This window comes from Flaviflexus massiliensis (assembly GCF_001375495.1).
Lineage (GTDB): Bacteria > Actinomycetota > Actinomycetes > Actinomycetales > Actinomycetaceae > Flaviflexus > Flaviflexus massiliensis.
In genome coordinates, this window is sequence record NZ_LN831058.1 from 1,360,207 (window position 1) to 1,386,503 (window position 26,297).

A 26,297-nucleotide genomic window follows, 5' to 3' on the forward strand; every position below is an offset into this window, starting at 1 on the left:
AGGATAGTGACCGGAGAAGGGAGCGGCATGGACCGTCAACAAGATCACGTGTTACGCAGCATTCAGGAGAACGATGTTCGTTTCATCAGGCTCTGGTTCACCGACGTTATCGGGACATTGAAGTCCGTAGCGATCGCGCCGGCGGAGCTTGAAGAGGCCTTTGATGAGGGGATCGGGTTCGACGGTTCCTCGATCGAAGGACTTGCTCGCGTCGTCGAAGCGGACATGCTTGCCCACCCCGATGCGTCCACGTACCAGATCTTGCCAGGCACGGCCGAGGGTGGGCTGGTCGCCCGCATGTTCTGCGACATCACGACTCGTGATGGGGAACCGGCACGGTCCGATCCGCGATCCATTCTGCGCCGCGCACTCGATCGCGCTGCGGACATGGGTTTGAGTTTCTATACCCATCCCGAGATCGAGTTCTATCTCTTCCATCCGCACGATGATCCAGATGTGGACTTCAAACCGATCGACCGTGCGGGCTATTTCGATCACTCGGCGCGCTCGATTGCTCTCGACTTCCGCAGGGATGCTGTCGCGGCACTGGAAAGCATGGGCATTCCGGTTGAGTTCTCCCACCACGAGGCGGGTCCGGGGCAGAACGAGATTGATTTGCGGTACACGGATGCGCTGTCCATGGCGGACAGCATCATGGCGTTCCGAAACATCATTCAGGACGTGGCCATCTCCCAGGGGGTATTCGCGTCCTTCATGCCCAAGCCCCTCATCAACCAGCCGGGAAGCGGCATGCACACCCACATGTCACTCTTCGAGGGGGACAAGAACGTCTTCTATGACCCGTCCGCGACTTATCTGCTGTCGGCAACGGCACGGAAGTTCATGGCGGGTCTGCTCGAGCACTCCCGCGCCATCTCCGCCATCACCAATCAGCATGTGAATTCGTACAAGCGGTTGTGGGCAGGCGATGAGGCACCATCGTTCGTGTCATGGGGGCATAACAACCGTTCCGCGCTCGTCCGTGTCCCGACCCTCCGTGCCGGTAAACCCCAGTCTGCCCGCATCGAATACAGGGCCATTGACTCTGCCACGAATCCCTACCTGGCTTTCGCTGTGCTGCTTAGTGCTGGTTTGGACGGTATCGAACGAAACCTCGAACTGCCCGATGAGGCTCTCGATGACGTCATGTCCCTGTCCCGCAATGAACGCCGCGCGCTCGGGATTCGGTCCCTTCCCGGCAATCTTGAGCAGGCACTGTCCCTCATGCACGAGTCCGAGCTCGTTGCCCAAACCCTCGGGGAAGAAGCGTTTGAATACTTCCTGCGGAACAAAGAAAACGAATGGCAGGCATACCGCAACCAGGTGACCCCGTTTGAGCGGGAACGGTTCCTCTCAGTGAACTAGCATGCGGAAAGAAAGCCCCACCAGCACCTTTCGCAGGCTCGGCTTTGCCGAACCCGCGAAAGTGGCGCGCTTACTTGAGGGCGTGATGGACGAGTGGTGGCCCGTCCTTGATGACCTGTCGCTTGGAGCTGACCCCGACCGCGGCCTGCTCACCCTTCTCCGGATCTCCGAACAGTCACCTGAAGAATTCCAGCTCATTCTCACCAATCCGAGCGTGAGAAGAGCCGCCACCGCCATCACCGCCATGTCCACCGCACTGGGGGACATGCTCGTCACCCACCCGGAGTGGCTCCACGACTTTGTGGGACTGTCAGACCAAGGCAATGGCGAACAGCTCGAAGCAAACAACGATCCTGATAATCGCACCGACATTGCCGAGGCACTGCAGGTTCGAGACGGTGTGGCAAGCGTTGAGTGGGATGACGGGGTTGGCCTCCTGCGGTCCGCCTACTATCGCAGGCTCCTAGCCATTGCGGCCCGTGACCTGACGAGTGAAAACCCGATCGGCGACTTTACGGAGACTGCGCGGCGAATCAGTGATCTCGTGGATGATGCACTGGAGGGTGCCCTCGCGCTCGCACGCGCCGTCACGCCCGATGAGCACAAGGCCCGTCTCTCCATCATTGCCATGGGCAAGCTTGGCGGCCGCGAACTCAACTACATTTCCGACGTTGACGTCATCTTTGTTGCCGAACCGGCAGCGGAAGGTGGCGAAGGGGAAGTGGGAGACGGTACCAACGACCATACTGGGCGTGGAAGTGAGAGCGAGGATGAGGCGCTGGAGATCTCCCGCAAACTCGCCAGCACCCTGACTGCCGCAGTCTCCGGTCCCGGCACAGTTCCGGCCCTATGGCCACTTGATGCCAACCTGCGACCCGAGGGCCAGGATGGTCCGCTGGTCCGCACCCTCGCCTCGCACGTTGCCTACTACGAGCGGTGGGCACATGACTGGGAATTCCAGGCGCTCCTCAAGGCCCGGCACTCAGCTGGAGACCGGGAGCTGGGGGAGAGTTACGTAGAAGCGATCGCGCCCTTTGTTTGGTCTGCGTCCCAGCGAGAAGGATTCGTTGAATCATCGCGGCGCATGAGGAAACGAGTCGAATCCACAATTGCGAGCCAATCGGCATCTCGACAAATCAAACTCGGGGCAGGCGGACTACGGGATGTCGAATTCAGCGTCCAACTTCTCCAACTCGTTCACGGCCGAGTCGACGAAGCCCTCCGTGTGCGATCAACCCTGGGGGCGCTAGAGGCGTTGAAGAACGGCGGCTATGTGTCCCGCGACAACGCGGACAAGCTTGATAAGCACTATCGGTTTCTCCGCACTCTCGAACACAGAATGCAGCTGCAGAACATGCGACGCAGCCATGTTCTGCCGGATCAGCCAGAGCAGTTACGCAGGCTTGCTCGATCCATGAAGATTCCGAGCATGACCTCCCCGGACCACCTGGAGACCCGATGGCAGGAAGTCAAAAACTCCGTTCGCACTCTCCATCAGACCATCTACTACCGTCCCCTCCTGCCGGCAGCGGCTCGTCTGAGCGATGAAGAGATCGCGTTGGATCGGGATGCGGCGGCCGATCGGTTGGCAGCGATTGGTTACCGTGACCCCGCTGGAGCCATCCGGCACATTACGGCCCTGACCGAGGGAGTGTCCCGTACCGCCAAGATCCAGAGGCAGCTCCTCCCGGTCCTGTTGGGATGGTTTTCTGACGGACCCGATCCAGACTCTGGGCTCCTCCATTTCCGCATTCTGTCAGAAACCATGGGCCGCACCCACTGGTACATGAAACTTTTGCGGGATTCGGGGATGGCGGCGCAACGCCTCGCCCACATTCTCTCCACCTCAAGGTATCTGGCGGAGGCAATGCCCGGACTGCCCGAATGCGTCGCCTGGCTCGAAGGGGAAAAGGACCTGCACCCCCTCAGCATCGAAGCCCTCCACCTAGAGCTCGACGCCCTCATTTCCCGCCGCACATCCCCCGAAGGCATTGCACTCGTGGGCAGGTATCTACGTAGACGCATGCTTTTGCGAACGGGAATGGCGCTTGTGCTTGGCATCATCGATACCCGAAGTGCCCAAAAATCTATCACCCTCGCATCCGAGATCGCGATCGTTGCTGCACTGCGTGCCGCAACCGACAAGGTGCTCGTCGAGCGGGGACTCGATGAGACGCCCTCACGTTACCTCATTATCGGCATGGGATCGCTCGGGGGTGCCGACATGTCCTATCCCTCCGATGCCGACATCATGATCGTCCACGATCCCCTGATCGAGGATCGGATCCTGGCACAAAAGGTTGCGGTTGACATTGCCGCGAGCATGATGGCGCTCCTGACCGAGGGATCGGATGAACCTCCCCTCAAGGTTGATGCCGACCTGCGGCCCGAGGGGAGGAACGGCCCTCTTGCCAGGTCTCTCGACTCCTACCGCGACTACTACGACCGGTGGGTTTACACCTGGGAGCGGCAGGCGTTGCTTCGGGCACGGCCCGTTGCGGGAGATTCGGACCTGGGGCGAGAATTCATCACCATGATTGAGCCCGTTCGATATCTGCCTGAACTGAGTCAGGCAGAGACGCGGGATGTGAAGCGGATGAAGGCTCGGATTGAGGCCGAGCGTGCACCCCGCGGTGAACAAAAGCAACGTCACCTCAAGCTCGGTCCCGGCGGGATCGCCGATGTCGAGTGGACGGTGCAGTTCCTTCAACTCGCACACGCGGGGGAGCATCCATCCCTGCGAACAACGTCGACGATGGATGGGCTCGAGGCACTGCGGTCCCTTGGATACCTGAGCGAGGACGACACGGACAGACTGTCGGAGAGTTGGCTCTATGCTCAGCAACTCCGCCTCGCGATTGCCCTCGGCACTGGCCGCACCACCGGTCCACGTACGAGCATGCTCCCCTCGGACTCCACCGATTTGGCAATGATTGCTGCGCTCCTGTCGCACGACTTGTCTGCGCGCCACGAAGTTGAGGAAAACTATCTGCGGCTCGCGCGCAGGGCCCGAGCCGTTGTCGAACGGATCTTTTTCGGCGAGGATGGGGAGGGACCGTGATGTCCCGCGTTCTTGAAGAGATGGATGAGTGAAAGAAGACCATGAGACTGTATCTGGCCAGGCACGGACAAACCACCTCCAATGTTGCTGGAGCACTCGACACCGCAGCACCGGGCGCCGATCTGACCGAGACTGGACGAGTCCAGGCACAAGAACTGAGTGACCGCCTGACCGACATTGAATTGGATGGGATCCTCGTTTCCAACCTCGTTCGTACCCACCAGACAGCAGAGCCCGTCGCGAAGGCGAAGAATCTTGCCCCGCGTGAAGATGCGCGGATCAAGGAAATTGCCGGTGGTGACTGGGAGATGACCACCGATGCGAACTACTTGCGTAAGTATTTCGAGATTGCTTATGGGTGGATGAAGGGCGACCTGTCTGGGCGTGTTCCCGGTGGCGAAAACGGCCATGAAGTACTCGAACGCTTCAACGCAGCCATAGAAGAATCCGAGGAAGACTCACTCCTCGTGGTCTCCCACGGGATGATGCTGCAGGTCTGGGCAACCATCATGGTTGGCGATCCCGCCGGCGACGTTCTACCCCACATGACCAACTGCGCACTCGGAGCCATTGACGGACAACCCGGCTCCTGGACGCTCGTCGACTGGTACAAGCCGCCGGTCCCCGGCGAAGAAACCAGCCAAATAGCGTAGCGATAGACTTCAGCGACTGCGCCCCTCCATAAAGTGATTGTCGGATGGGAGGGCACCCGCTTTAATCTCGATACTTGCCAGGATTCCAAAGAGCCCGAAGCCAGTCATGGAGTTCTAACCGAATGCTTGAAGGCCTTGGGCGGGATGTTAGAGGAGCAGGAGGGCGATGACGATGAGGGCAATGCCGAGGGCCACCCCACCGAATACCACGCCTGCACAACCTTGCCTGTGCTCCTCGGGGGATTCCCGGTAAGGGTTTTGCTGGTACCGCCACGCCGCATGGTTAGTCCACGGGCTCGTTTCATCGTAGGGCGTGGACTCGCGGGGCGGGTTGGGATCGCGGTCGTCATACTTTTCCCACGGCCCGGACGTCATCCCGTAGGGACCCGCCCCTTCACCGTGGCCAGCATTCGGTGGGGGCGGGAACTGGCCACCGCTCTCAAGCGAGTGAGGTGGAACCTGGTCTTGATTTGGTTCAGGGATTGCCCAGTCGTCACGATTGTTGACGTAGTCAGACCAGTCGTTGGAGTCCTCCGGGTGCTTCTTCATGACACAACCCTATGACACGAGGTTGTGAAGCGCGATCTCAACCGATCCTCATTCAGTAGATAACCAGACATGCTGCCCGCGAGCCTCACCCGATCGGGGCGCTCACGGTGCGCACAGCTTGGTAGGTGGGATCTTTGCGTTCGCGCTTCGTAACGTCCTCGAAGTAGGGCAAGGTATTCGGAACTGAAATAGCTGTGGCCGCATGCCCCAGCCAGGGGATTGTGCGGGCCACGACATTCTTATTGGTTTAGATATCGAAGTAGAGTTCGAACTCGTGTGGGTGGGGGCGCTGACGTAGGGGAGCGATCTCGTGGTCATACTTGTAGTTGATCCACGTGTCGATCAGATCCTGGGTGAAGACGTCACCTTCGAGTAGAAACTCGCTATCATTGCGCAGCGCTTCGAGTGCATCCTCGAGGGAGGTCGGGACCTGTTCGATCATCGCATGCTCCTCGGGGGGAAGCTCGTAGAGGTCCTTATCGATCGGGTCGGCAGGTTCGATCCGGTTCTTGATTCCGTCAATGCCGGCCATGAGCTGTGCCGCGAAAGCCAGGTACGGGTTCGAGGACGGGTCGGGTACACGGAACTCGAGGCGCTTCGACTTCGGAGAAGAACCGGTGACGGGAATGCGGATGCAGGCGGAGCGGTTGCGTGCCGAATGCACGAGGTTGACGGGTGCTTCGAAGCCGGGAACGAGACGGTGGAATGAGTTCACCGACGGGTTCGTGAAAGCAAGGAGTGCAGGTGCGTGCTTGAGCAGGCCGCCAATGTACCAGCGTGCAATGTCGGACAGGCCACCGTAGCCCCGCTCATCAGCAAACAGCGGTTCGCCGTTCTTCCACAGCGACTGGTGGCAGTGCATGCCTGATCCGTTGTCACCGAAAATGGGCTTGGGCATGAAGGTGGCGGTCTTGCCGGCCTCCCAAGCAACGTTCTTGATGATGTACTTAAACTTCATCAGGTCATCGGCGGCAGCAAGCAGAGTGTCAAAGGTGTAGTTGATTTCCTGCTGGCCCGCGGTGCCAACCTCGTGGTGGGCGCGCTCGACACGCAGTCCCGACTCGGCCATGACCCTGCTCATCTCGTCACGCAGGTCAGCGAACTGGTCGTTGGGAGAGACGGGGAAGTACCCGCCCTTCATACGAGTCTTGTAGCCCTTGTTGCCACCCTCTTCTTCGCGGCCGGTGTTCCACCAGGCTGCGTTGGAGTTGATGTGATAGTAGGACGAGTGCTCGTTTGTGTCGAAACGAATGTCGTCAAAAATGTAGAACTCGGCCTCGGCACCAAAGTAGACGGTGTCGGCGATGCCGGTGGATCGAAGGTAGCTTTCAGCCTTCGCGGCCACGTTCCTCGGGTCACGCGAATACACTTCGTCGGTGAACGGGTCCACAATCGAGAAGTTCACGACCAGGGTCTTGGCCTTGCGGAACGGGTCAATGTAGGCGGTTGAGACATCCGGGATCAGCTTCATGTCCGATTCGTGGATGGCTTGGAAGCCGCGGATCGAGGAAGCATCAAACATGAGCCCCTCGGTGAACACCTCTTCGGAGAATGTTTCTATGGGAATGTTGAAGTGCTGCATGATCCCTGGCAGGTCACAGAACCTGACATCGATAAACTTCACGTCCTGTTCCCGAGTGTAGGCAATGGCCTCTTCAGCGTTGGCGAACATTTCTCTCCTCTATCGTTCACCGCTAATGCTATATCGATATCGCCCCGTCACTGCCTAACATCCACTGTTCTACTCCGCACATGTCCAAAATCCGGGATCGGTGAGGGAACCGTTTAGGATAGGGGCATGGCTGAATCGATTCCCCTGGCACCCTTTGGGCGGCGCATTGCCGCACTTGTTACCGACTGGGGACTGGCGATGGCCATTTCGGCTGGCTTCTTTCATTTCAACGAATTCGCTACCCTCGGTGTTTTCGCACTTATGCAGCTTCTGCTCATCGGAACGCTCGGAAGCAGCATCGGCCACTTCTTCCTCAGACTCGGTGTTCGCCGCACCAACGGCCAACTCCCAGGACCGCTCAAAGCTCTCGGCCGCACCGTTCTGCTGTGCCTCGTCCTGCCGGCCATCTTCACAGTTCCCGATGGTCGTAGCTACCATGATGCGCTCATGGGAACCACAATCACCCACATTCGCTAAGCATTCCTCGAGACCAGGTAGCGCTGCCAGAAGCAACTGAGCGTAGAGAGCGAATCCAAGAAAACGGGGCTATTCACCGGAGATCTCGATATAGGTCTGAGACGTTCGCCATGCAGTTGGTAGGTCAACAGTTGCACGGATTTATTCACCATGGCAAGGACATGTCACCATGTCACCTGCGAGACATCACGCTGGTCCTTCGTCCATCTCTCGAACGGGGCGCGTTCAATGTTTGGGGGTTTACGAGTATCTGATCGTCAACGTGGTGTTGGCCGAATCCTCTCGGTGGTGTAAGCCGGAGAAAACAGTGTCCCCGCCGGTGGCGGGGACACAGAAGGCTGGGGATTAGCGTCCGCGGGTGGCGCGGCGATCGGGCCTCATCTTGTACGGATCGATGCCCTTGGGGATGGGAAGCTGGTTGGTCTTGATCGAGTCGTAACGCTTCGCGACCACACCGACCTCGGCAGACGTGAGGGTCTTGGGAAGCTTCTTCAGAGACTTCATGAGCTTGCCCAGCTTGACCTGGTCCTCGTCGGTGCCAACATGAATGGCGTGAACGGGAACATTCGGCGCAATGCGGCGAGCTTGCTTACGCTCGTCCTCCACGAGTTTCTGCACGCGGTTCGTGGGACCCTCGGTCACAAGGACAATACCGGGCTTACCGATGAGGCGGAACACCATGTCCTGGGTGCGAGCATTGAACCGGACGGGCTCCTCCTGGAAGGACCAACCGCGGCGGATGCGGCCGATGACGGCGGAGGCAGCTCCCGGGATCCCCTCCATCTGCTTATACGACGCGCTCTCAATGAAGCGGGTGAGAGTCACCATCGTCAGCATGGGGCCGAGAATGACACCGGAAATGGTCCACAGGATCCAGTTTCCAGTCACAATGCCGACGGTAATGAAACCGCCGGTGACGAGAACAAACACGCCAAGAAGAATCCACGGCAGTGCCGGGTAGGACTTCTTCGCGATCTTGTAACCGTCACCGAGGAGTTGATACCACCGGCGCTTGTTCGGGTCTTTGTCTGCCTTTGCCATGATTCCTAGTCTAGCGTGAACGATCGCGCAGAGCCGCGATCAGCCCTATGAGACCCATGACTAAAGCGGATCCCGCGGCGACCCAGAAGGCGTAGGCAAGCTCCGTCTTGAGTAGTTGTCCAGCGAGTGCCGCACCGATGGCAACACCACCAACGTTTGCTGCCCCCAGCGCCGTCATCGCCACCCCGTCACCACCGCGCGGGGCGCGCCTCGATGCGAGAGTGAACATGGCCACAGAGGCCGGGCCGATTGCGAGTCCGAGCAGGAAGAGGATTCCCGCGAGCTGCCAGGGGCTGTTCGTCAAGGGGGCGATGGGGACGAGGATGGCGAGGATGATGCCTGAAATGGCGATGCGGGCGGGCTGGCTGATCCGTTCGGGGATCGCGACCGCACTCAGGGCGGTGATGGCCGCGCCGGCACCCATTGCCGCATAGATAAGTCCCGCGTAGCTTGCTGAACCAAAACCTTCCGCGGCTGCCGTGGTCGAGGTCTGCATGGATCCGAAGTACGAGCCGAGGCACAGCATGGCGAGGAGCGATGCCGCGACGAGGGTCACCGTTCGCCACAGGGCAGGTGAGGGAGTTCCTTCAACTTTGCTCGATGTGGTTGGTGCTGACCGATGGACACCCAGGGTCGTGACGCACGTTGCGGCAATGACAGCGGACAAGATCAACGGTGTTGATGGAGACAGCGTCGTCGCGAGAATGCCGACAATGGCGGGGCCGAGAACAAAGTTCAATTCATCCGCAACAGTCTCGTAGGACATGGCGGTTGCGATTGTCTTCGGTGTTTTTGCGACCGAGTACCACCTGATGCGCATGAGAGCACCGACGGGAGTTGTCGTGAATCCGACCAGGGCACAGAAGACAAGGACAACGGAGAATGGCTGTCCGAGCTCCGTGACGGCCACCAAACCTATCAGTGTAGCGGCGTTGACGGGACCCAAAATGAGGAACGGGAGGCGCTGGCCTGCCCGGTCTGTCCACTGCCCAATGAGGGGCTGCCCAATACCGGTTGCGATCGCGAGTACGGCGGATGAAACCGCTGCGGAAGAAACCCCGTGATGCTGTGTCACGAGAGTGAGCACCCCGATGATGATCATCGAAGTGGGGAGCCGACCAATGAATGCGAGCGGCATGAAAGACCCACCCCAGAGCCGAGGCAGGTCACGATAGCTAGTAAAGGAAGAAAGTACGTTCATGAGAAGAAAAAGTGGAGGATCCACGATCGAGGACCCTCCACTCTAACCTATGTGCACGTGCGTGCGTTGACTATAGGCCAACCTCGGCAGCGAAGTCGCCCTCTTCAAGGCGGGCCTTCACGGCGGACAGGTAGCGGCCGGCGTCAGCACCGTCAATGAGGCGGTGGTCGTACGACAGGGCCAGGTAAATGTAGTTGCGGATACCGATCGACTCGTTACCGAACTCATCCTTGACGACTGCGGGACGCTTGACGATCGTGCCCACACCGAGGATTGCGGACTCGGGTGCGTTGACGATCGGGGTGTCGAACAGTGCTCCGGACGAACCGGTGTTCGTGATCGTGAAGGTGCCGCCCGACAATTCGTCAGGGGAGACCTTGCCAGAACGGGTGCGGGACGCGAGGTCGGCAATGGACTTGGAGATGCCAGCAATGTTGAGGTCGCCAGCATTCTTGATCACGGGAACCATGAGGCCACGCTCGGTGTCCACGGCAATACCAACGTGCTCGTGACCGAAGTATTCGACATTCTTCTCGTCGACGATGCGAGCGTTGATCTTCGGGTGTGCCTTGAGCGCCTCGGTTGCTGCCTTGACGAAGAAGGGCAGGAACGTGAGCTTAACGCCCTCGGATGCCTGGAACTTCTCCTTCGCTGCGGTACGCAGTGCCACAACCTTGGTCACGTCGACCTCGACAACGGTCGTGAGCTGTGCGGAACCGTGGAGAGAGTCCATCATGCGCTGGGAAATGACCTGGCGCAGGCGGGACATCTTCTCCGTCGTGCCACGCAGCGGGGACACCTCGGTCACCTTCGCGGACTTCGCGGGAGCGGCGGAAGCTGCGGGAGCTGCTGCCTGTGCAGCGGCTGCCTCGGCGGCCTTCTTCGCTGCCTCAGCTGCTTCCTCAATGTCCTGGCGGCGGACTCGACCACCAACACCCGTGCCCTTGACCGAGTCAAGATCGACATCGAGCTCACGAGCGAGCTTGCGCACGATCGGGGTGACGTAGGTGCCGGTTGCGGATTCGGCAGCGGATGCTGCGGGGGCCGCGGACTCGGCGGGAGCTGCTGCCTTCGGAGCTTCCTCCTGCTTGGGAGCCTCCTCCTTGGGTGCTTCCTCCTGCTTCGGGGCCTCGGCAGGTGCCTCTTCCTTGGGGGCGGGTGCTTCCGCCTTCTTGGGGGAGCCGGAACCGATGATGGCCACGGGTGCGCCAACGTCAACGGTCTCGTCTTCGCCAACGAGAATCTCGAGCAGAGTACCGGCGACGGGGGAAGGAACCTCGGTGTCAACCTTGTCGGTCGATACCTCGAGGAGAGCCTCGTCTACCTCAACGGTGTCGCCAACTTCCTTGAGCCACTGGGTGACGGTGCCTTCCGTGACGGACTCGCCAAGCGCAGGCATGGTGACCTTCTCGCCGTCGGAAGAGCCGGAATCCTGTGATTCGGTGTCAGGCGCCTCTTCAGCGGGAGCTTCCTCAGCGGGAGCTTCCTCAGCGGGAGCCTCTTCGGCGGGTGCTTCCTTGGCAGCTGCTTCTTCGGTTGCGCTGTCGTTGCCCGAGTCATCGGAGGAACCGGAACCGTCACCAATGTAGGCAACGATGGCACCAACCTCGACGGTCTCGTCTTCCTCAACCACGATCTTCTCGAGAACACCGGCAATGGGGGAGGGAACCTCGGTGTCAACCTTGTCGGTCGATACCTCAAGCAAGGGCTCGTCCACCTCGACCGTGTCACCCACATTCTTCAGCCATTGCGTGACTGTACCGTCGGTGACGGATTCGCCCAGTGCGGGCATCTTAATTGCTTCAGACATTGTGTGTCAGTCTCCTTGAGCTTAGTTGTGGGTGTGCAACGGCTTGCCGGCAAGAGCGAGAACCGCTTCGCCAACGGCTTCGTTCTGGGTCGGGTGTGCGTGGATGAGGCCATCGAAGTCCTCCGGGAACGCTTCCCAGGCCACCATGAGCTGGCCTTCGCCAATCTGCTCGCCCATGCGAGCGCCGATGGCGTGGAAGCCAACGATCGGTCCGTCCTTCTCGCGCACGAGCTTGACGAAACCGGCGGTTCCGAGCATTTGGGACTTGCCGTTACCGGCAAGGTTGAACTCGGCAACCTCAATGTTGTCCTTACCGTATTTCTCTTCGGCTGCGTCCTGGTTGAGGCCAACCGAAGAAACTTCAGGATTGGTGAAGGTCACACGGGGGATGTGGGTCTCGTCGATTTCCTTGGGCTCGAGTCCAGCGATCTCTTCAGCAACGAAGATGCCCTGGAGGAAGCCGCGGTGCGCGAGCTGGAGGCCGGGAACAATGTCGCCGACTGCGTAAATGTTGCCAACACCGGTGTGGAGGCGTGCGTTCGTGGTGACGAAGCCGCGGTCCATGGGGATGCCCTGCTCTTCGTAGCCAAGGTTGGCGGTCGCGGGGCCGCGACCGATGGCGACGAGAAGGTAGGAGGCCTCGTAGGACTTGCCGTCCTGGGTGTAAACCTTGACGCCGTTCTCGTTCTGTTCAACGCGGTCAAACATCGTCTTGGTCTTGAAGTTGATCTTGCGCTTACGGAAAGCACGCTCGAGGGCCTTGGAGATGGCGGGATCCTCGTTCGGGAGGAGATTGGGCAGACCCTCAATGATCGTGACGTCAGCACCCATCGACTTCCATGCGGAAGCGAACTCGGAACCGATAACGCCACCACCGAGAACCACGACGGACTCGGGCACCTCGGTCATCTGCAGAGCCTGCTCGGAAGTAATAACGCGGCCCTCAATTGCGAGGCCGGGGATCGACTTCGAGTAGGAACCGGTGGCGAGAATAATGTTCTTGCCCTTGAGGACACGGTCACCAACCTGGACCGTGTTCGGTCCGGTGAGGCGGCCCCAGCCTTCAACGGTTTCAACGTTGCGCGAAGCCACGAGTCCGGTCAGGCCCTTGTACATGCGGGCAACGACACCGTCCTTGTAGGAGTTCAGCGCCTCCATGTCGATACCTTCGAAACTGGTTTTGACGCCAATGCTCGCGCCCTCACGTGCCTCGTCGGCTACGTCAGCGGCGTGCAGAAGCGCCTTGGTGGGAATGCAACCCCGGTGAAGGCAGGTTCCCCCGACCTTGTCACCCTCGACGAGTGCCACTGTCAATCCCAACTGTCCTGCGCGCAGGGCAGCTGCATAGCCACCCGAGCCCGCACCGAGGATAACGATGTCGTATTCCTGCGTGTCAGCCACGTAGATCTCCCTTAATCTCAACTCGAAAACCCGGCCGAACGGCCGCGTCACTCACCTGTTATTGTTCCACTTTCTAGGCCAAACGTCATGGTAGTTCGCTCATGTTCTCTGATTGCTGAGGGAGAAAGTACAATAAGCTCATGGGAATTTTCTCTCGTTTGGGTAGCGGTGGGTCTCGTGACCGCAGGAATGCGACGGCAGAACACTTCCGGGATTTCATCAGCACACGCAAAGGTGTCGAAGCCTATTTCGAGCCGGCCGGAGCCCGTGAACCCATGTCTCTCATTCTTGTGGCCCGTGATGGGGAATGGACCAGGCGTCCCGTTCCGAGCGTCAAAGAGGCCGCGAAACTGGCCGCTGAGCTGGGATTACCCTTCTACGAAGTGATCCGAACAGGGTACCCGCAGCGCATGCGGGAATGGTCGCGCAAGAACAAATAGTTACGGCATAGCGGATGCGCGACTCGGCCTTCAGTTAGGAAACTGCGACCGGTTTCTGTCGATTTCAGGCTGCCCCCAGGGCTGAAAGCTCCGATACACCAGCCTCGGGTAAGCTCCGAATTGGTTGTGGGCGGCAGACTCTCGCCCAAGAAATTTGTGAATCCGCTCCTGTTCGTGTGAGGACTTTCACCGCATCAGACCGGCTCAATTCACCCCACTTCTGGGGGCCCTGTCGACAACTTGGACAAGGTCGATCTGTGGACGCAGGACTCGATGAGTCGGCTTCCTAAACTCGCAGGGGTCAAGAGCATTCTTGGGGAATATAGAAGCATGAGTTGGGGCCCGCGCCTATGCGCGGGCCCCAATCGTTTGCGCGTCCTTCTTTCTTCCTATTCGGCTGAGGCGTTGATGGCCCGAGTCAGCTAAAGATTCGGAAGAGTCTGTGCGAATTTTTGTTTTGCCGGCTTACTTCTCGGCGGTGTGGGCGGTTGCCCACTCGAGGAGGGTCTGCACTGCGACGCCGGTTCCGCCCTTGGGGGTGGAACCGAAGGGGCCCTCTTCGTTGAAGGAGGGGCCTGCGATATCGAGGTGAGCCCAGGGGGTGTCACCGACGTACTCAGCGAGGAAGAGGCCTGCGGAGAGCATGCCGCCGCCGCGTCCGCCGGAGTTCTTCGTGTCGGCGATATCCGAGTCGAAGCCCTTGTTCAGGTGAGCGGGGAGGGGCATGGGCCACATGTCTTCACCCGTGGCTTCAGCTGCTTCAATGATCTCGTTACGAATGTTATCGGTTCCCATGACGCCGGTGATGCGGGGGCCGAGAGCAACGATCTGAGCGCCGGTCAGAGTCGCGATATCGATGACCGCGGTCGGCTTCTCTTCGACCGCGCGTGCCAGGCCGTCACCGAGGACGAGACGCCCCTCAGCATCCGTATTGTTGACCTCAACGGTACGGCCCGAGTACATGGTGAGAACGTCACCGGGGCGTGTGGCGGTGCCAGAGGGCATGTTTTCCGCAAGGCACAGCCACGCCACGAGATTGACCTTGAGGCCAAGGCGGGAGGCGGCAAGAACGGTTTCGAGAACGGTAGCGGCACCGGTCATGTCCGTCTTCATCGTTTCCATGGACTTGGCAGGCTTGGGTGAAAGGCCGCCGGAGTCGAAGGTGATGCCCTTGCCGACAAGCGCAAGTGTTTCGGTCGCTCCCTTGGCCTTGTATTCAAAGCGGACGAGGCGGGGCGGATTGAGTGAGCCCTGGCCAACACCGAGGATGCCGCCAAAGCCTTCCTCTTCCAGCTGGTTCTCGTCCCACACCTGGACCGAGAGGGAACGGTCGGTCTTCGCGTAGGCTTCCGCGAGTTCCGCCATCGAAACCGGAGTCAGGTCGGATGCGGGGGTGTTGACGTGGTCGCGAACCCGTGAGATCGCTTCCGCAACAACCTGAGCCTCGGCCGACAGTGCGTCGAGTTCGGCCTTCTTGAGCTTGGCGGGGGTGACAACGGTGATGGTGTCCGCGGGTGCGGGCTGGACCTTGTAATCCTCGTAGATGTAAGCACCGAGCAGACCGCCAAGGCCCGCCTGATAGGCGCTCTCCGGATCCTCAAAAGGCACCGCTAGCGCAATGTGTGAGACACCTGACAAACCGCGCACAGCCGCTCCGAAGGCCTCGCGAAGATCGATTGCTTCGAGGGAGGCGCGGTCCTTGCCGGTACCAACGAAGGCAACGGTGTCGGCAGCAATGCCGGAAGGAGAGGGAATGCGAGTCAGCGAGCCGGTCTTACCCGAAACTCCGAGCTTGGGCAGTACCTCATCCAGTCCCGCAGCAACCTTTTTCGGAAGCGCATCCGACAGGATGTGGATGCCGTCCTCGCCGGTGACGACGGGCACAACTAGGACGTTGGCAGTAGTTTTATCTGGGGCTTGTTGAATAAAGTTCAGTTCAGACACGTCTATCATCATAGCTGGGTAACGAAGGAGGTCGAGTGGAACAGGACTCGTCGTCACACGAACTGTCGGACAGCCGGCGCACCGCGCGCGGCAGCGCACGCCTACTCATCTTCCTCATCGCAGGACTCACACTCGTCTTTTCTTGGCTCGGAGTCGTCGGTGCGACATCGGCGTTCATGAACGACCGACCGGCCACCGCGGTTCTTACGCTCGTGGCCGCGATCGTCTGGATTGGGATGAGCGCGGGACTGCTGCACAATGGTCGCCGTATGAGGCGAGTTGCCTGGGCCGGGGCCATCATCAACCTCACCCTGCCGATCATCGGGATTTTCGTCAATCTCCCGCTCGATATGTGGAGCCCGTGGCGGGATGGTGGGCTTGCCTACTGGTACGTTCCGACCATCGTGACCGTCATGGCCATCATCTGGCTCTACACCTCCTCGCCCGCCCGACTCGCCCAGCAGAACGGCTAACCACCCGCTCGGGTCGTAACTGGCTAGAGTCTCACCTTCTAATCAGCCTCTCACCTTCGATGAGAGGCTGATTTATAGCCCCTGAACTGGTACCTGGATGTGCGGGACTACAGCTTCGGCAAGAGTCGCCCAAGTCTTTTGAGCAGTCGTCATCTTGCCTATTCTCCGACGTCCCGGTGAAGGACTGCACCTAAGGAATGATGAAGCAGGATCATTGTGTCGGGAGAGAGTGGGCACCGATATTGGGCAGGCGTGAAGCCCGCTAGACTGGGGGCGTGTTGTACCGACTCTTTTTCGACAATGTTCTAACCAAGACCAATGCCGAGCAGGCACACCATGGCTCACTTGAGGCGATTGGCGCCGTTGGACGATCCCCCTTGGCACCCCTTCTGAGGGCGAGCCTGGGTCGCCGCAGGGTACCGGTGCGCCCAACCGTTTTTGGCCGAAAGCTGTCGGGGCCCGTCGGACTAGCTGCAGGCATGGATAAGAATGCCACCGCCATCGAGGGCCTTGATGCCCTCGGCTTTGGGTTTATCGAGATCGGTACCGTGACACCGGAGCCCCAGCCGGGCAACGAGCAGCCCCGCATGTGGCGTCACGTAGAAGACCGTGCGTTGCGGAATGCCATGGGATTCAACAACGACGGTTCGAAGGTTGTCGCGAAGCGGCTGAAGGAGCTGCGGTCAACGAAGCGCGGCCGTTCCATTGTCGTCGGCGTCAACATCGGAAAGAATAAGTCGACCTCGGAAGAGGACGCGGCCGAGGACTATCGGATTGCGGCACGCAGGCTCGCACCGTACGCCGACTATCTCGTCATCAACGTTTCCTCCCCGAACACACCGGGGCTGCGAAACCTACAAACTGCCGAGGCACTTGCACCCATCATTAACGCCACCCGTGGCGCCGCAGACGAGGCGAGTAAGAGGCATGTGCCGCTTCTCATCAAGATCGCTCCGGACCTAACCCCGGAGCAGGTGGGGGAGATGGCGGACATTGTTCTGGGCGAGAACCTTGACGGCATCGTTGCGACCAATACAACGATTGAGCACGACTATTCCCGCGGCGGAGTCTCGGGTGCGCCACTGACTGCCCGGAGCCTCGCGATAGTCCGTCAACTCCGCGACAGGCTACCCGTCGACAAGATCATCATTGGCGTTGGTGGCGTGGCCACGGTCGACGATGCTCAGGGCATGCTGAGCTCCGGAGCTGACCTTGTGCAGGTCTACTCGTCGTTCGTCTACGAAGGACCGGCTCTACCGGGCAAACTCAACCGCGCCCTCTCACACCTGTAGGAGGGCCGGATCGCTTTGGTGCCAGGAGAGGACTGACTCTTGGCACCAAAGCGATCCTTACCGGGTTAGAATCTCGGGACGCTCGTGGGGTGCGTTTTCCGAGGTCAGGCGCGGATCATCAATGATGACGTCGCGGAGAACATCGTCGATCCGGGCCATGAGTTCAGCGGGGATCGTGACGTCGGCAGCCACCACGTTCTCGGCAATCTGTTCGGGGCGGGAGGCACCGATGATGGCGGAGGTGACGTTGTCGTTCTGCAGGACCCAGGCAACGGCAAGCTGTGCGCGGGTCAGTCCCATCTCATTCGCGATCGGTTCCAATTCGTCAACCGCACGGAGGATCTCGTCGGACAGGTAACGCTGGATGGTGCGGGCCCCGCCCTTGGAATCGGTGGCGCGGCTCCCGGCGGGGAGTTCCTCACCAATCCGGTACTTTCCTGACAGTACGCCCTGGGCCATGGGTGACCACACGATCTGGCTGACCCCGCACTTTTCTGACATCGGAATGACCTCGGACTCGATGACTCGGTAGAGCATGTTGTACTGGGGTTGGCTCGAGATCACCTGGAATCCCAATTCCTTGGAGAAGTCGTGGGCGTACTTGATTTGCTCGGCAGTCCACTCGGAGACGCCGATGTAGAGGGCCTTGCCGGCACGGACCACGTCCGCAAACGCCTGCATGGTCTCCTCAATCGGGGTTTCCACGTCATAGCGGTGGGCCTGATAGACGTCCACATAGTCGGTCCCGAGGTTGCGGAGCGACCGATGGATCGACGTCATGATGTGCTTCCGAGACAGCCCAGCATCATTGTGTCGCTTCTGGCCGGTGGGCCAATACACCTTCGTGAAGATTTCGAGATTGTCCCGATTCTCTCCCGCGAGAGCGCGGCCGAGGACTTGCTCGGCGGCACCATTCGCGTAAACATCCGCCGTGTCGAAGGTTGTGATGCCGTGATCGAGGGCGGCGTGCACGCATGCGGTTGCGGCCTCTTCCTCGACCTGGCTGCCGTGGGTCAGCCAGTTGCCGAAAATAAGATTCGAAACGCGCAGTCCTGAGTTGCCAAGAAATTCGTAGTTAACCACATCACGATTCTAGACCTGGAACGGTGCTCCTGCCCAGGAACGGAAACGTGGGATCGGAAAACTGCCCTTCAAAATTGGGTGTAGGTGGGTGCGGCAATGAAGGTAATTGTTTTGGTGGCCAATCTTGTGGTTGGTGATAAGGCTGTGGTCCGAGGCTAGCCTCGGACCACAGGTACGTATTGAATGTGAATGTGCGGTGCTTACTTGGCGCCGGCGGGCCATTCGCCACGATCAACGGTGGGAATGGGACGGCGCCAGCGGCGCGGGTAGAAGGTGCGACCGAACATCTGCCAGCGCAGTCCGCGGGGAATTCGCTCCTCACCAAACTTCGCGATCGCCTTCTTCTTCAACTTTCCGGTTGCAAGGAAGGAGTCGACGAGCATGAGTCCCATGAGGACGTACAGCACGATCATGGTGATAAGAGCGGCTTGAGCGTTGATCGTCTGAAGGAAGACGAGCAAGAGCACCGCGAACGCAAGGAAGAAAAAGTAGGAAGCCAGGTTGAAGCGAGCATCGATATAGTCGCGTGCCCACTTACGGACAGGGCCACGGTGCGCGTAGGGCAGGTTCGCTTCATCGCCGGTCTTCATGGCGAGCTGTTCCTTCTGGAACTCGAGATCACGCTGTGCGCGGGCCGCTCGCTTCGCTGCCTTGCGGTCCTTCGGAACGAGGGGGCGACGGTTCGCGGCCTCAGCCTCCTTACGCTTGGGAGTGGGCCTACCTTTACCGACGGGCACCGTATTGATGACCTCGGGCTTGTCCGTTTCCTGATCCTTGCTCACGTGCCAATCGTAACGTGGAACGAGTAGGGTTTGAAACATGACAGACCTCGCCTCCTTCCAATCCGCAGTTGATGAGATCCTTCCCACGGTTCGTGCCGAGCTTGAGGACCTCGTCCGCATCCCATCAGTGTCCTCACCGGCCTTCGACCAGACCCAGCTTGATCGTTCAGCCGAGCGCGTGGCCGACATCCTGCGCGACTGCGGAATCACCGATATCGACATCATCAAGCTAGAAACAGAAAGCGGTACGGGCCGACCCGCGATCCTCGCACACAAGGCTGGCCCCGAGGGTGCCCCAACCGTGCTTCTCTACGCTCACCACGATGTGCAGCCCCCCGGGGATCGGTCCACGTGGGATACGGAACCGTTTGAACCAACGGAGGTCAACGGGCGGCTGTATGGTCGCGGCACGGCAGATGACAAGGCCGGCATCCTCGTTCACGCTGGTGCGCTTCGCGTTCTGGAGCAGCTGGGCGGACTACCCGTCTCGGTGACCCTCTTTATCGAGGGGGAGGAAGAGATCGGTTCCCCCACGTTCGTTGATTTCTTGAATGCGCACCGCGATCGCCTGGAAGCCGATGTCATTGTTGTCACCGACTCGAACAACTGGACCGTTGATGTGCCGTCCTTGACCACGTCGCTACGTGGCATTGTTGGTCTCGAAGTGACGGTGGACGTTCTTGATCACGCACTCCACTCGGGTATGTACGGTGGCCCGGTGCTCGACGCCGTGATGATCGCATCGCGTCTCATCGCCACGCTGCACGACGACACGGGCGCGGTAGCTGTTGAGGGGCTAACCGGATACGACGATGCTCAGGCGAATTATCCCGAAGAGCAGTTGCGGGCAGATATGGGTGTCCTTGATGGTGTGGAGCTGGCAGGAACCGGGTCGCTTGCTTCGCGGCTGTGGACCAAGCCCGCACTGTCCGTCATTGGCATGGACGTGACCTCGGTCGAGAAGTCCTCGAACACGATGATCCCGTCTTGCCGCTTCCAGCTGTCGCTGCGGATTGCCCCCGGCCAGGAGCCTGCAGAGGCTCTCGAGCACTTGAAGAAGCACCTGGAGAACAATGCTCCGTTCGGAGCACACGTGAGCTTCGGGGCGGGTGAACTTGGTCCGTCCTTCCAGGCCACCAACAATGACGTCATGGACCTCGCACGCGGCGCACTTCGGGACGCGTGGGGAACCGAACCCGTCGACATCGGTGTGGGCGGCTCCATCCCCTTCATCTCCGACCTTGCCAAGGTATTCCCCGACGCAAAGATCCTCGTAACAGGTATCGAGGACCCGGATACTCGGGCGCACTCCGGAAACGAATCCCTCCACCTGGGCACTTTCCGCAACGCAATCCTTGCCGAGGCACTCCTCCTTGCGAGGCTTGGAAAGTGAAAGTACTCCTCGTCGCGAGCAAGACTAAGTCGGCCTCTGCCGGAGTCATGCTCGAGGCAGCGGCTCCCGCATGGCAGGAGCGCGCCGACGTTACGCTTGCTCCGGTGAGTGACGGGGAAGGCGACCTGTGTGACGTCCTGTTCGAACTCACCAAGGGAGAGCTCGGCGTTGTGGATGCCGATGGATCTCCCGTACCCGTTCACTCGAAGGACGGTGCCTGGACGATTGACGTGTCTGATGCATGGGGTGAGGACTCGACGAATCTCGGGCTGGCACTCGACCAGGTCCTTGCGGAATTACCCAGTATGCTCACCATTAACCTTCCCCGCCAGGTCCCCCCAGACATGGGGCGGGGCATGATGACAGCACTCGGCGTGCAGGATGAGTCAGGACTGGCGCAGCGTCTGGCAAGCACGCATCTGCTGGTCACGTCCTCCTCCGAGCAACCTCTACTTGGAGTTAACGGATTACCGCGCTGGCTCGATCGACACGGGCTACTGAGCCCCATGGACGCGCAGGATCTCGAACGGCACCTGGGAGGCAACCTGCCAGCCTCGGTGCGCCCGTCACTCCTTCCGGGAGGAATGGATGCCAAAAGCCCGACGAGTGGCCTGGGCGGGGGATGCGGGCTCCTGTTCGAAGCGATCGGTGCCCGTTTCGCCTGGGCTGGCGACATCGTGGTACGAGAACTCGAGAGATCCATTCCAGAATCAGATCTTGTTGTCTACGTGACAGGTGACATCGGTCTTGACCTACCTCGGTCGCTCTTTGCCCTGTCGAGGGAGGCTGAGGAGCACGCGATACCCGTTGTCGTGATCTACGGCGGTGGACGACTGCAAAGACACGAACTCGCACGCTTTGGGTTGTCCGGATCGTATTCGTACGCGGCAGCGGGTGGCGATGTTGACGGCTTGCGACACGCCATGGTCGCCATCGCCCAAACCTGGGCCCGATAGAAAACCGCATATTCACGGACAGTCCCAGGCAATTGCCAGGAAGGTCCTTGGAAAGCTTGGGGGATGCACGTAATCTTGTAGTAGCCTCCCGGCTAAAGTTTTAAGGAGAAACTCATGACTGAAACACTCGCAGTCCACGGTGTCGAACTGACCGATGTCGCAGCGAACAAGGTGCGGAGCCTGCTCGCGCAGGAAGGTCGCGACGATCTGCGTCTGCGCGTCGCAGTTCAGCCGGGCGGTTGCTCGGGTCTCATGTACCAGCTGTACTTCGATGAGCGTGAGCTCGAGGGCGACCTCGTCCGCGACTTCGACGGTGTCGGTGTTGTTGTCGACCAGATGTCATCGCCCTACCTCGATGGTGCAACGATCGATTTCGCTGACTCGATTGAGCGTCAGGGATTCACGATTGACAACCCGAACGCTGGCGGCTCCTGCGCCTGCGGCGACTCGTTCCACTGATGCGATTGACGCGACGGATCGTCGCGCTCGCAGCAGTAGCGAGCCTGGTTCTAGCAGGATGCTCGTCCAACGAGGACGAGACACAGTCAGAAATTACTGAAGAAACAACCTCGGCTGAGCAGGCCCCGTCCGATGACGAGTCCGGCACTCCAGCCGAGGTTGACGCGGTGATTTCAGATGAGGGTATGCCCTCCATCGTAGAGAAAGATGGCATCGTCAGCCTCGACTTCGAAGGCGCGACCGAACCGGATCAGCTCCAGGTATCGGTCGTGGAAGAAGGCGATGGTCGCGAGGTCGCGAGAGAAGACCTCGTGTTCGTCAACTACGCTGGTCAAGTGTGGGGGAGCGACACAACGTTCGATTCTTCCTACGTACGTGGTGCCCTCTCAGCATTCCCGCTGAATTCCGTTGTCCAGGGATGGCGTGACGGCCTTGCCGGCCAAAAGGTTGGCTCCCGCGTCATCATCTCCGTCCCCGCGGATCTCGGATACGGACCCATGGGTGGCAATGATTCCGCAGGTATTGGCGAAACCGACACGATTGTTTTCGTTGTTGATATTGACAATGCCATCGCACCGGATGAGACCGGTGACCCGGAGGCGAAAGTTGTCACCGACGCTGACGAACTACCTGTCGATATCGAGGGCGGACTTGGCGAACTGAGCCAGGTGACCGTCAAGGAGGGCGAAGAAGAGCCAACGGAACTCGACTCCATCGTCGTGGCCGAAGGTAGCGGCGAGAAGGTCGGTTCTGCAGGTACGACTGTCTACTTCCAGTACTCGGCAGCGACGTGGAACAACGGCCAAGCCGAATCGTCCATCGACTTTGGTGGTGTGCAGAACACCACAATCGGTGGCGGCTCCGCATTCGATGCTCTCGAAGGCGTGCCGATCGGATCACGAGTCCTCCTCCTCATCCCGGGTGATGAAGAGACCCCGTCGATGGCGGCACTCGTCGATGTTGTTGCCCAACTGCCTCCTGCGCAAGCTGTTGAGTAGGTAAAGAACTGGCCAAAACGAGCCGGCAATAGTCTGTAAACATTTCCCCGCACCACATGGGTGCGGGGAAATGTCCGTTTTTCCACAAAAAACCGAGGAATTCTCATATTCGTTGGCACTCAACCCTGAAAAAACTATGTACAGTAGAGTACTAGGACGATAGTCCCTATCTCCGCTGGGATTGAGCGGGGAGGGAAACGTGAAGGAAGGTACACTACCGTGCGTGAAACACAGCAACGGCGTAGGGGAATAGCCCGCTTCGGCGCGCTCCTCGGTGTCGTAGCACTCGCCTCCGCATGTTCGTCGGATCATTCTCCGAGCGAACCAGGCAAGGGCATCGACGTTGGATTCTTGCCCTCGACGAGGGAGATGACCGATAGGACCGGTCAGCTTATCGACTTCTGGAACGGTGCATGGTTCGCAGCCGTCGCTGTCGGTGCACTCGTGTGGGTTCTCGTGCTGTGGTGCGTCATCGCCTACCGCAAGCGCAAGAACGATAACGAGCTCCCAGTGCAGCTCCGCTACCACGTGCCTCTCGAAATCCTTTACACGATCGTCCCGATCATCATGGTCGGCGTGCTCTTCGTCTTCTCCACCCGCGCAACCGCGGAAATGAACGACGTCTCGGCCGAACCCGATGTTGAAATCGAGGTTTACGGCAAGCAGTGGAGCTGGGACTTCAACTACACGACCGACGATGTTCACTACTCGGGTGACAGGATCTCCTTCAATGACGGCGAAGTCGGAGCCGAGGAGAAGCTCCCGACCCTGTACTTGCCGGTCGATGAGACGGTGGAATTCACAATCAAGTCGCGCGACGTCATCCACTCGTTCTGGATCCCCGCCTTCCTGTACAAGATCGACATGGTTCCCGGCCGCGTCAACACATTCCAGGTGACCCCGCAAGAGGAAGGTGTGTATTCAGGCAAGTGCGCAGAGCTGTGCGGTGAATACCACGCAGAAATGGTCTTCAACGTTGCGGTCGTGGACCGCGACACTTACGACGCCGAAATGGAAAAGCTCCGCGAAGCTGGGAACACCGGCACCCGCGGCGACGAGTACAACAGGCAGTACGTCCTAGAGGGGGCAGACAATGGCGACCACTGAAGTTGACCAGTCCATTATCGAAGGAGACTTTGTTCCGGGCCTGAAGCCCAAGAAGCAGTCCTTCGGTAAGATCGCGATCTCGTGGATTACGTCCACGGACCACAAGACGATCGGGTACATGTATCTCATCTCGTCCTTCGCATTTTTCTTGATCGGTGGTGTCTTGGCCCTCGTTATTAGGGCCGAGCTCTGGGAGCCCGGCATGCTCCTCCAGTCGAAAGAACAATACAACCAGTTCTTTACGATGCACGGCACGATCATGCTCTTCCTGTTCGCGACACCGCTTTTCACCGCGTTCGGTAACGTCCTCGTTCCCATCCAGATCGGTGCCCCCGATGTCGCGTTCCCGAGGCTCAACATGTTCAGCTACTGGCTGTTCAGCTTCGGCGGTCTCATCACCATCGCCGGCTTCCTCACCCCGAAGGGGGCAGCGTCGTTTGGTTGGACGGCATACGTGCCACTATCGACCAACGCGTTCTCACCGGGTCTCGGTGGTGACCTGTGGATTATGGGTTTGATCATGACCGGTTTCGGCACGATCTTTGGTGCCGTCAACTTCATCGCAACGATCATCACGATGCGTGCGCCCGGCATGACCATGTTCCGCATGCCCATCTTCACCTGGAACATCCTCATCACCTCGATGCTTGTTCTCATGGCCTTCCCGGTTCTCGCCGCCGCACTGTTCGGACTCGCATTCGACCGCATCCTCGGTGGCCAGATCTACAACCCCGAAGCCGGCGGCGCTCTCCTGTGGCAGCACCTCTTCTGGTTCTTCGGACATCCCGAGGTGTACGTAATCGCCCTGCCGTTCTTCGGCATCATCTCCGAAGTCATCCCCGTGTTCTCCCGCAAGCCCATTTTCGGATATAAGGGCCTCGTCTACGCAACGATTGTGATTGCTGCCCTGTCCGTGACCGTGTGGGCACACCACATGTTCACGACCGGTGGCGTCATGCTCAACTTCTTCTCGCTGCTGACGATGGCGATTGCCGTGCCGACGGGCGTGAAGTTCTTCAACTGGATCGGCACAATGTGGCGAGGAAAACTCAGCTTCGAGACACCGATGATGTTTGCCATCGGGTTCCTCCTCACGTTCGTTCTTGGCGGCGTCACGGGTGTCATCCTGTCCTCGCCAGCCATGGACTTCCACATCCACGACACGTACTTCGTTGTTGCGCACTTCCACTACGTCGTGTTCGGAACGGTTGTGTTCGCAATGTACGCGGGCTTCTACTTCTGGTGGCCCAAGTTCACCGGCCGCATGCTTAACGAGCGCATTGGTAAGCTCCACTTCTGGCTCACGTTTATTGGTTTCCACCTAACGTTCATGATCCAGCACTGGCTTGGTGTGCAGGGTATGCAGCGTCGTATCCCGGACTACATGCCCGAGGATGGTTTCCAGACGTACAACCAGATCTCGACGATTGGTTCCGCGATTCTAGCGATCTCAACCATCGTCTTCCTCTGGAACGTTCTCAAGACCCACACCGGGCCCAAGCCGGAACCGCTTCCGGACGACCCGTGGGGCTTCGGCGGATCCCTCGAATGGGCAACTGGCTCTCCGCTCCCGGCACACAACTTCACGTCACTGCCGAGGATCCGTTCAGAACGTCCTGCCTTCGACCTACACCATCCCGAGGTCGCGGCTATGGAACGAATTCAACCTGACACATCCGGCAAGATACTGGAGGAATCGAAGTGACAACACAGCAGTCGAAGGAACGTCGCGGTCTTGTTGCCGAGTTCTTCCTCTTCCTCATTCCCGGAGCCTTCTTCTTCATTGTCGGTGCAGCCTACGCGATCGTCACCAATGCAGAACCGATCGGGACCATGACCCTGGTCGGTCTGGGCTTCATGTTCTTCTTCGTCTCAGGTTTCCTGTGGCTGACATCGCGCCGCGTGGACTTCCGTCCATCCGACGACGAGGAGGCAACGATCGATGAGGCTGAGGGCGATGTTGGCGAATTCAATCCGCACTCGTGGTGGCCACTGGTCATCGGTATCGCCGCATCACTCGTCGCAGCCGGACTCGCAGTTGGCTGGTGGATGTTCGGTCTCGGCATTGCCGTCTCCATCATCGGAGTGATCGGCTACGCACTTGAGAACAACCGTGGACACTACGCCCACTGAGCTCGTA

23 protein-coding genes are annotated in these 26,297 nt (G+C 59.5%); 14 read left to right on the top strand and 9 right to left on the bottom strand.

Features of this window, described 5'->3' with window-relative positions; all coding sequences use genetic code 11:
* Positions 1 to 27 precede the first annotated feature (27 nt).
* From BN1241_RS10275 to BN1241_RS10285, 3 genes are read left to right on the top strand one after another with little or no spacing between them, the layout of a single operon-like run.
* Entirely contained in the window at positions 28 to 1,365 is a 1,338-nt protein-coding gene (locus tag BN1241_RS10275) for a glutamine synthetase family protein (protein WP_054953486.1), read from the top strand.
* A 1-nt stretch (position 1,366) separates the two neighbouring features.
* Entirely contained in the window at positions 1,367 to 4,426 is a 3,060-nt protein-coding gene (locus BN1241_RS10280; RefSeq protein ID WP_054953487.1) for a bifunctional [glutamine synthetase] adenylyltransferase/[glutamine synthetase]-adenylyl-L-tyrosine phosphorylase, read from the top strand.
* 41 nt (positions 4,427 to 4,467) lie between these two features.
* Complete coding sequence (locus BN1241_RS10285) at positions 4,468 to 5,079, top strand: histidine phosphatase family protein (protein ID WP_054953488.1); 612 nt, start codon at positions 4,468 to 4,470, stop codon at positions 5,077 to 5,079.
* 147 nt (positions 5,080 to 5,226) lie between these two features.
* Here BN1241_RS10285 and BN1241_RS10290 read toward each other — a convergent pair whose 3' ends face one another.
* Positions 5,227 to 5,628: a hypothetical protein gene (locus BN1241_RS10290; protein ID WP_054953489.1), complete on the bottom strand. Its 402-nt coding sequence runs from the start codon at positions 5,626 to 5,628 to the stop codon at positions 5,227 to 5,229.
* Positions 5,629 to 5,875: 247 nt separating this feature from the next.
* Positions 5,876 to 7,300 carry a type I glutamate--ammonia ligase gene (glnA, locus tag BN1241_RS10295; protein ID WP_054953490.1) on the bottom strand — a complete coding sequence of 475 codons (1,425 nt, stop codon included), beginning with the start codon at positions 7,298 to 7,300 and terminating at the stop codon, positions 5,876 to 5,878.
* A gap of 126 nt (positions 7,301 to 7,426) precedes the next feature.
* Between glnA and BN1241_RS10300 the strand changes: the two genes are divergently transcribed.
* Positions 7,427 to 7,777: an RDD family protein gene (locus tag BN1241_RS10300; protein ID WP_054953491.1), complete on the top strand. Its 351-nt coding sequence runs from the start codon at positions 7,427 to 7,429 to the stop codon at positions 7,775 to 7,777.
* Positions 7,778 to 8,122: 345 nt separating this feature from the next.
* Here BN1241_RS10300 and BN1241_RS10305 read toward each other — a convergent pair whose 3' ends face one another.
* From BN1241_RS10305 to lpdA, 4 genes are read right to left on the bottom strand one after another with little or no spacing between them, the layout of a single operon-like run.
* A complete protein-coding gene (locus BN1241_RS10305; protein WP_054953492.1) occupies positions 8,123 to 8,818 on the bottom strand; it encodes a DUF4191 domain-containing protein in 696 nt (231 codons plus the stop codon).
* Positions 8,819 to 8,828: 10 nt separating this feature from the next.
* Positions 8,829 to 10,043, bottom strand: a complete 1,215-nt coding sequence (locus BN1241_RS10310) for an MFS transporter (protein ID WP_082418320.1) — start codon at positions 10,041 to 10,043, stop codon at positions 8,829 to 8,831.
* Positions 10,044 to 10,089: 46 nt separating this feature from the next.
* Positions 10,090 to 11,829 carry a 2-oxoglutarate dehydrogenase, E2 component, dihydrolipoamide succinyltransferase gene (sucB, locus tag BN1241_RS10315; RefSeq protein WP_054953494.1) on the bottom strand — a complete coding sequence of 580 codons (1,740 nt, stop codon included), beginning with the start codon at positions 11,827 to 11,829 and terminating at the stop codon, positions 10,090 to 10,092.
* 21 nt (positions 11,830 to 11,850) lie between these two features.
* Positions 11,851 to 13,230, bottom strand: a complete 1,380-nt coding sequence (gene lpdA / locus BN1241_RS10320) for a dihydrolipoyl dehydrogenase (RefSeq protein ID WP_054953495.1) — start codon at positions 13,228 to 13,230, stop codon at positions 11,851 to 11,853.
* A gap of 140 nt (positions 13,231 to 13,370) precedes the next feature.
* Between lpdA and BN1241_RS10325 the strand changes: the two genes are divergently transcribed.
* The gene (locus BN1241_RS10325) at positions 13,371 to 13,670 is read left to right on the top strand and encodes a hypothetical protein (protein WP_054953496.1); all 300 of its coding nucleotides are present in this window, start codon (positions 13,371 to 13,373) and stop codon (positions 13,668 to 13,670) included.
* A gap of 465 nt (positions 13,671 to 14,135) precedes the next feature.
* Here the strand turns inward: BN1241_RS10325 and BN1241_RS10330 are convergent, their stop codons facing one another.
* A complete protein-coding gene (locus BN1241_RS10330; protein WP_222704443.1) occupies positions 14,136 to 15,614 on the bottom strand; it encodes a leucyl aminopeptidase in 1,479 nt (492 codons plus the stop codon).
* 35 nt (positions 15,615 to 15,649) lie between these two features.
* Here BN1241_RS10330 and BN1241_RS10335 point away from each other — a divergent pair, with 35 nt between their 5' ends.
* Together BN1241_RS10335 and BN1241_RS10340 are read left to right on the top strand one after the other, a co-directional pair.
* The gene (locus BN1241_RS10335) at positions 15,650 to 16,087 is read left to right on the top strand and encodes a hypothetical protein (RefSeq protein ID WP_054953497.1); all 438 of its coding nucleotides are present in this window, start codon (positions 15,650 to 15,652) and stop codon (positions 16,085 to 16,087) included.
* Positions 16,088 to 16,362: 275 nt separating this feature from the next.
* Positions 16,363 to 17,379, top strand: a complete 1,017-nt coding sequence (locus BN1241_RS10340; RefSeq protein ID WP_054953498.1) for a quinone-dependent dihydroorotate dehydrogenase — start codon at positions 16,363 to 16,365, stop codon at positions 17,377 to 17,379.
* A 57-nt stretch (positions 17,380 to 17,436) separates the two neighbouring features.
* Here the strand turns inward: BN1241_RS10340 and BN1241_RS10345 are convergent, their stop codons facing one another.
* Together BN1241_RS10345 and BN1241_RS10350 are read right to left on the bottom strand one after the other, a co-directional pair.
* The gene (locus BN1241_RS10345; protein WP_054953499.1) at positions 17,437 to 18,462 is read right to left on the bottom strand and encodes an aldo/keto reductase family protein; all 1,026 of its coding nucleotides are present in this window, start codon (positions 18,460 to 18,462) and stop codon (positions 17,437 to 17,439) included.
* Between the two features lie 200 nt (positions 18,463 to 18,662).
* Complete coding sequence (locus tag BN1241_RS10350; protein ID WP_187117630.1) at positions 18,663 to 19,244, bottom strand: DUF3043 domain-containing protein; 582 nt, start codon at positions 19,242 to 19,244, stop codon at positions 18,663 to 18,665.
* A gap of 37 nt (positions 19,245 to 19,281) precedes the next feature.
* On the opposite strand from BN1241_RS10350, the gene BN1241_RS10355 reads away from it, so the two are divergent.
* The 7 genes from BN1241_RS10355 to BN1241_RS10385 all read left to right on the top strand — a co-directional run bounded on the left by BN1241_RS10355 (position 19,282) and on the right by BN1241_RS10385 (position 26,290).
* Positions 19,282 to 20,637 carry a dipeptidase gene (locus BN1241_RS10355; RefSeq protein ID WP_054953501.1) on the top strand — a complete coding sequence of 452 codons (1,356 nt, stop codon included), beginning with the start codon at positions 19,282 to 19,284 and terminating at the stop codon, positions 20,635 to 20,637.
* Positions 20,634 to 21,593, top strand: a complete 960-nt coding sequence (locus BN1241_RS10360) for a glycerate kinase (RefSeq protein WP_054953502.1) — start codon at positions 20,634 to 20,636, stop codon at positions 21,591 to 21,593. Before BN1241_RS10355 ends, BN1241_RS10360 begins: the two co-directional genes overlap by 4 nt.
* A 114-nt stretch (positions 21,594 to 21,707) precedes the next feature.
* Positions 21,708 to 22,052, top strand: coding sequence for a HesB/IscA family protein (locus tag BN1241_RS10365; RefSeq protein WP_054953503.1), 345 nt, complete (start codon positions 21,708 to 21,710; stop codon positions 22,050 to 22,052).
* 5 nt (positions 22,053 to 22,057) lie between these two features.
* Positions 22,058 to 23,050, top strand: coding sequence for an FKBP-type peptidyl-prolyl cis-trans isomerase (locus BN1241_RS10370; protein WP_187117631.1), 993 nt, complete (start codon positions 22,058 to 22,060; stop codon positions 23,048 to 23,050).
* A gap of 219 nt (positions 23,051 to 23,269) precedes the next feature.
* A complete protein-coding gene (ctaC, locus tag BN1241_RS10375; RefSeq protein WP_222704444.1) occupies positions 23,270 to 24,157 on the top strand; it encodes an aa3-type cytochrome oxidase subunit II in 888 nt (295 codons plus the stop codon).
* Positions 24,144 to 25,862 (top strand): aa3-type cytochrome oxidase subunit I, encoded by a 1,719-nt coding sequence (ctaD, locus tag BN1241_RS10380; protein WP_054953505.1) that lies wholly within the window; start codon positions 24,144 to 24,146, stop codon positions 25,860 to 25,862. The genes ctaC and ctaD overlap by 14 nt, the downstream gene beginning before the upstream one ends.
* Positions 25,859 to 26,290 carry a cytochrome c oxidase subunit 4 gene (locus BN1241_RS10385; protein WP_054953506.1) on the top strand — a complete coding sequence of 144 codons (432 nt, stop codon included), beginning with the start codon at positions 25,859 to 25,861 and terminating at the stop codon, positions 26,288 to 26,290. Before ctaD ends, BN1241_RS10385 begins: the two co-directional genes overlap by 4 nt.
* The last annotated feature ends 7 nt before the right edge of the window (positions 26,291 to 26,297 follow it).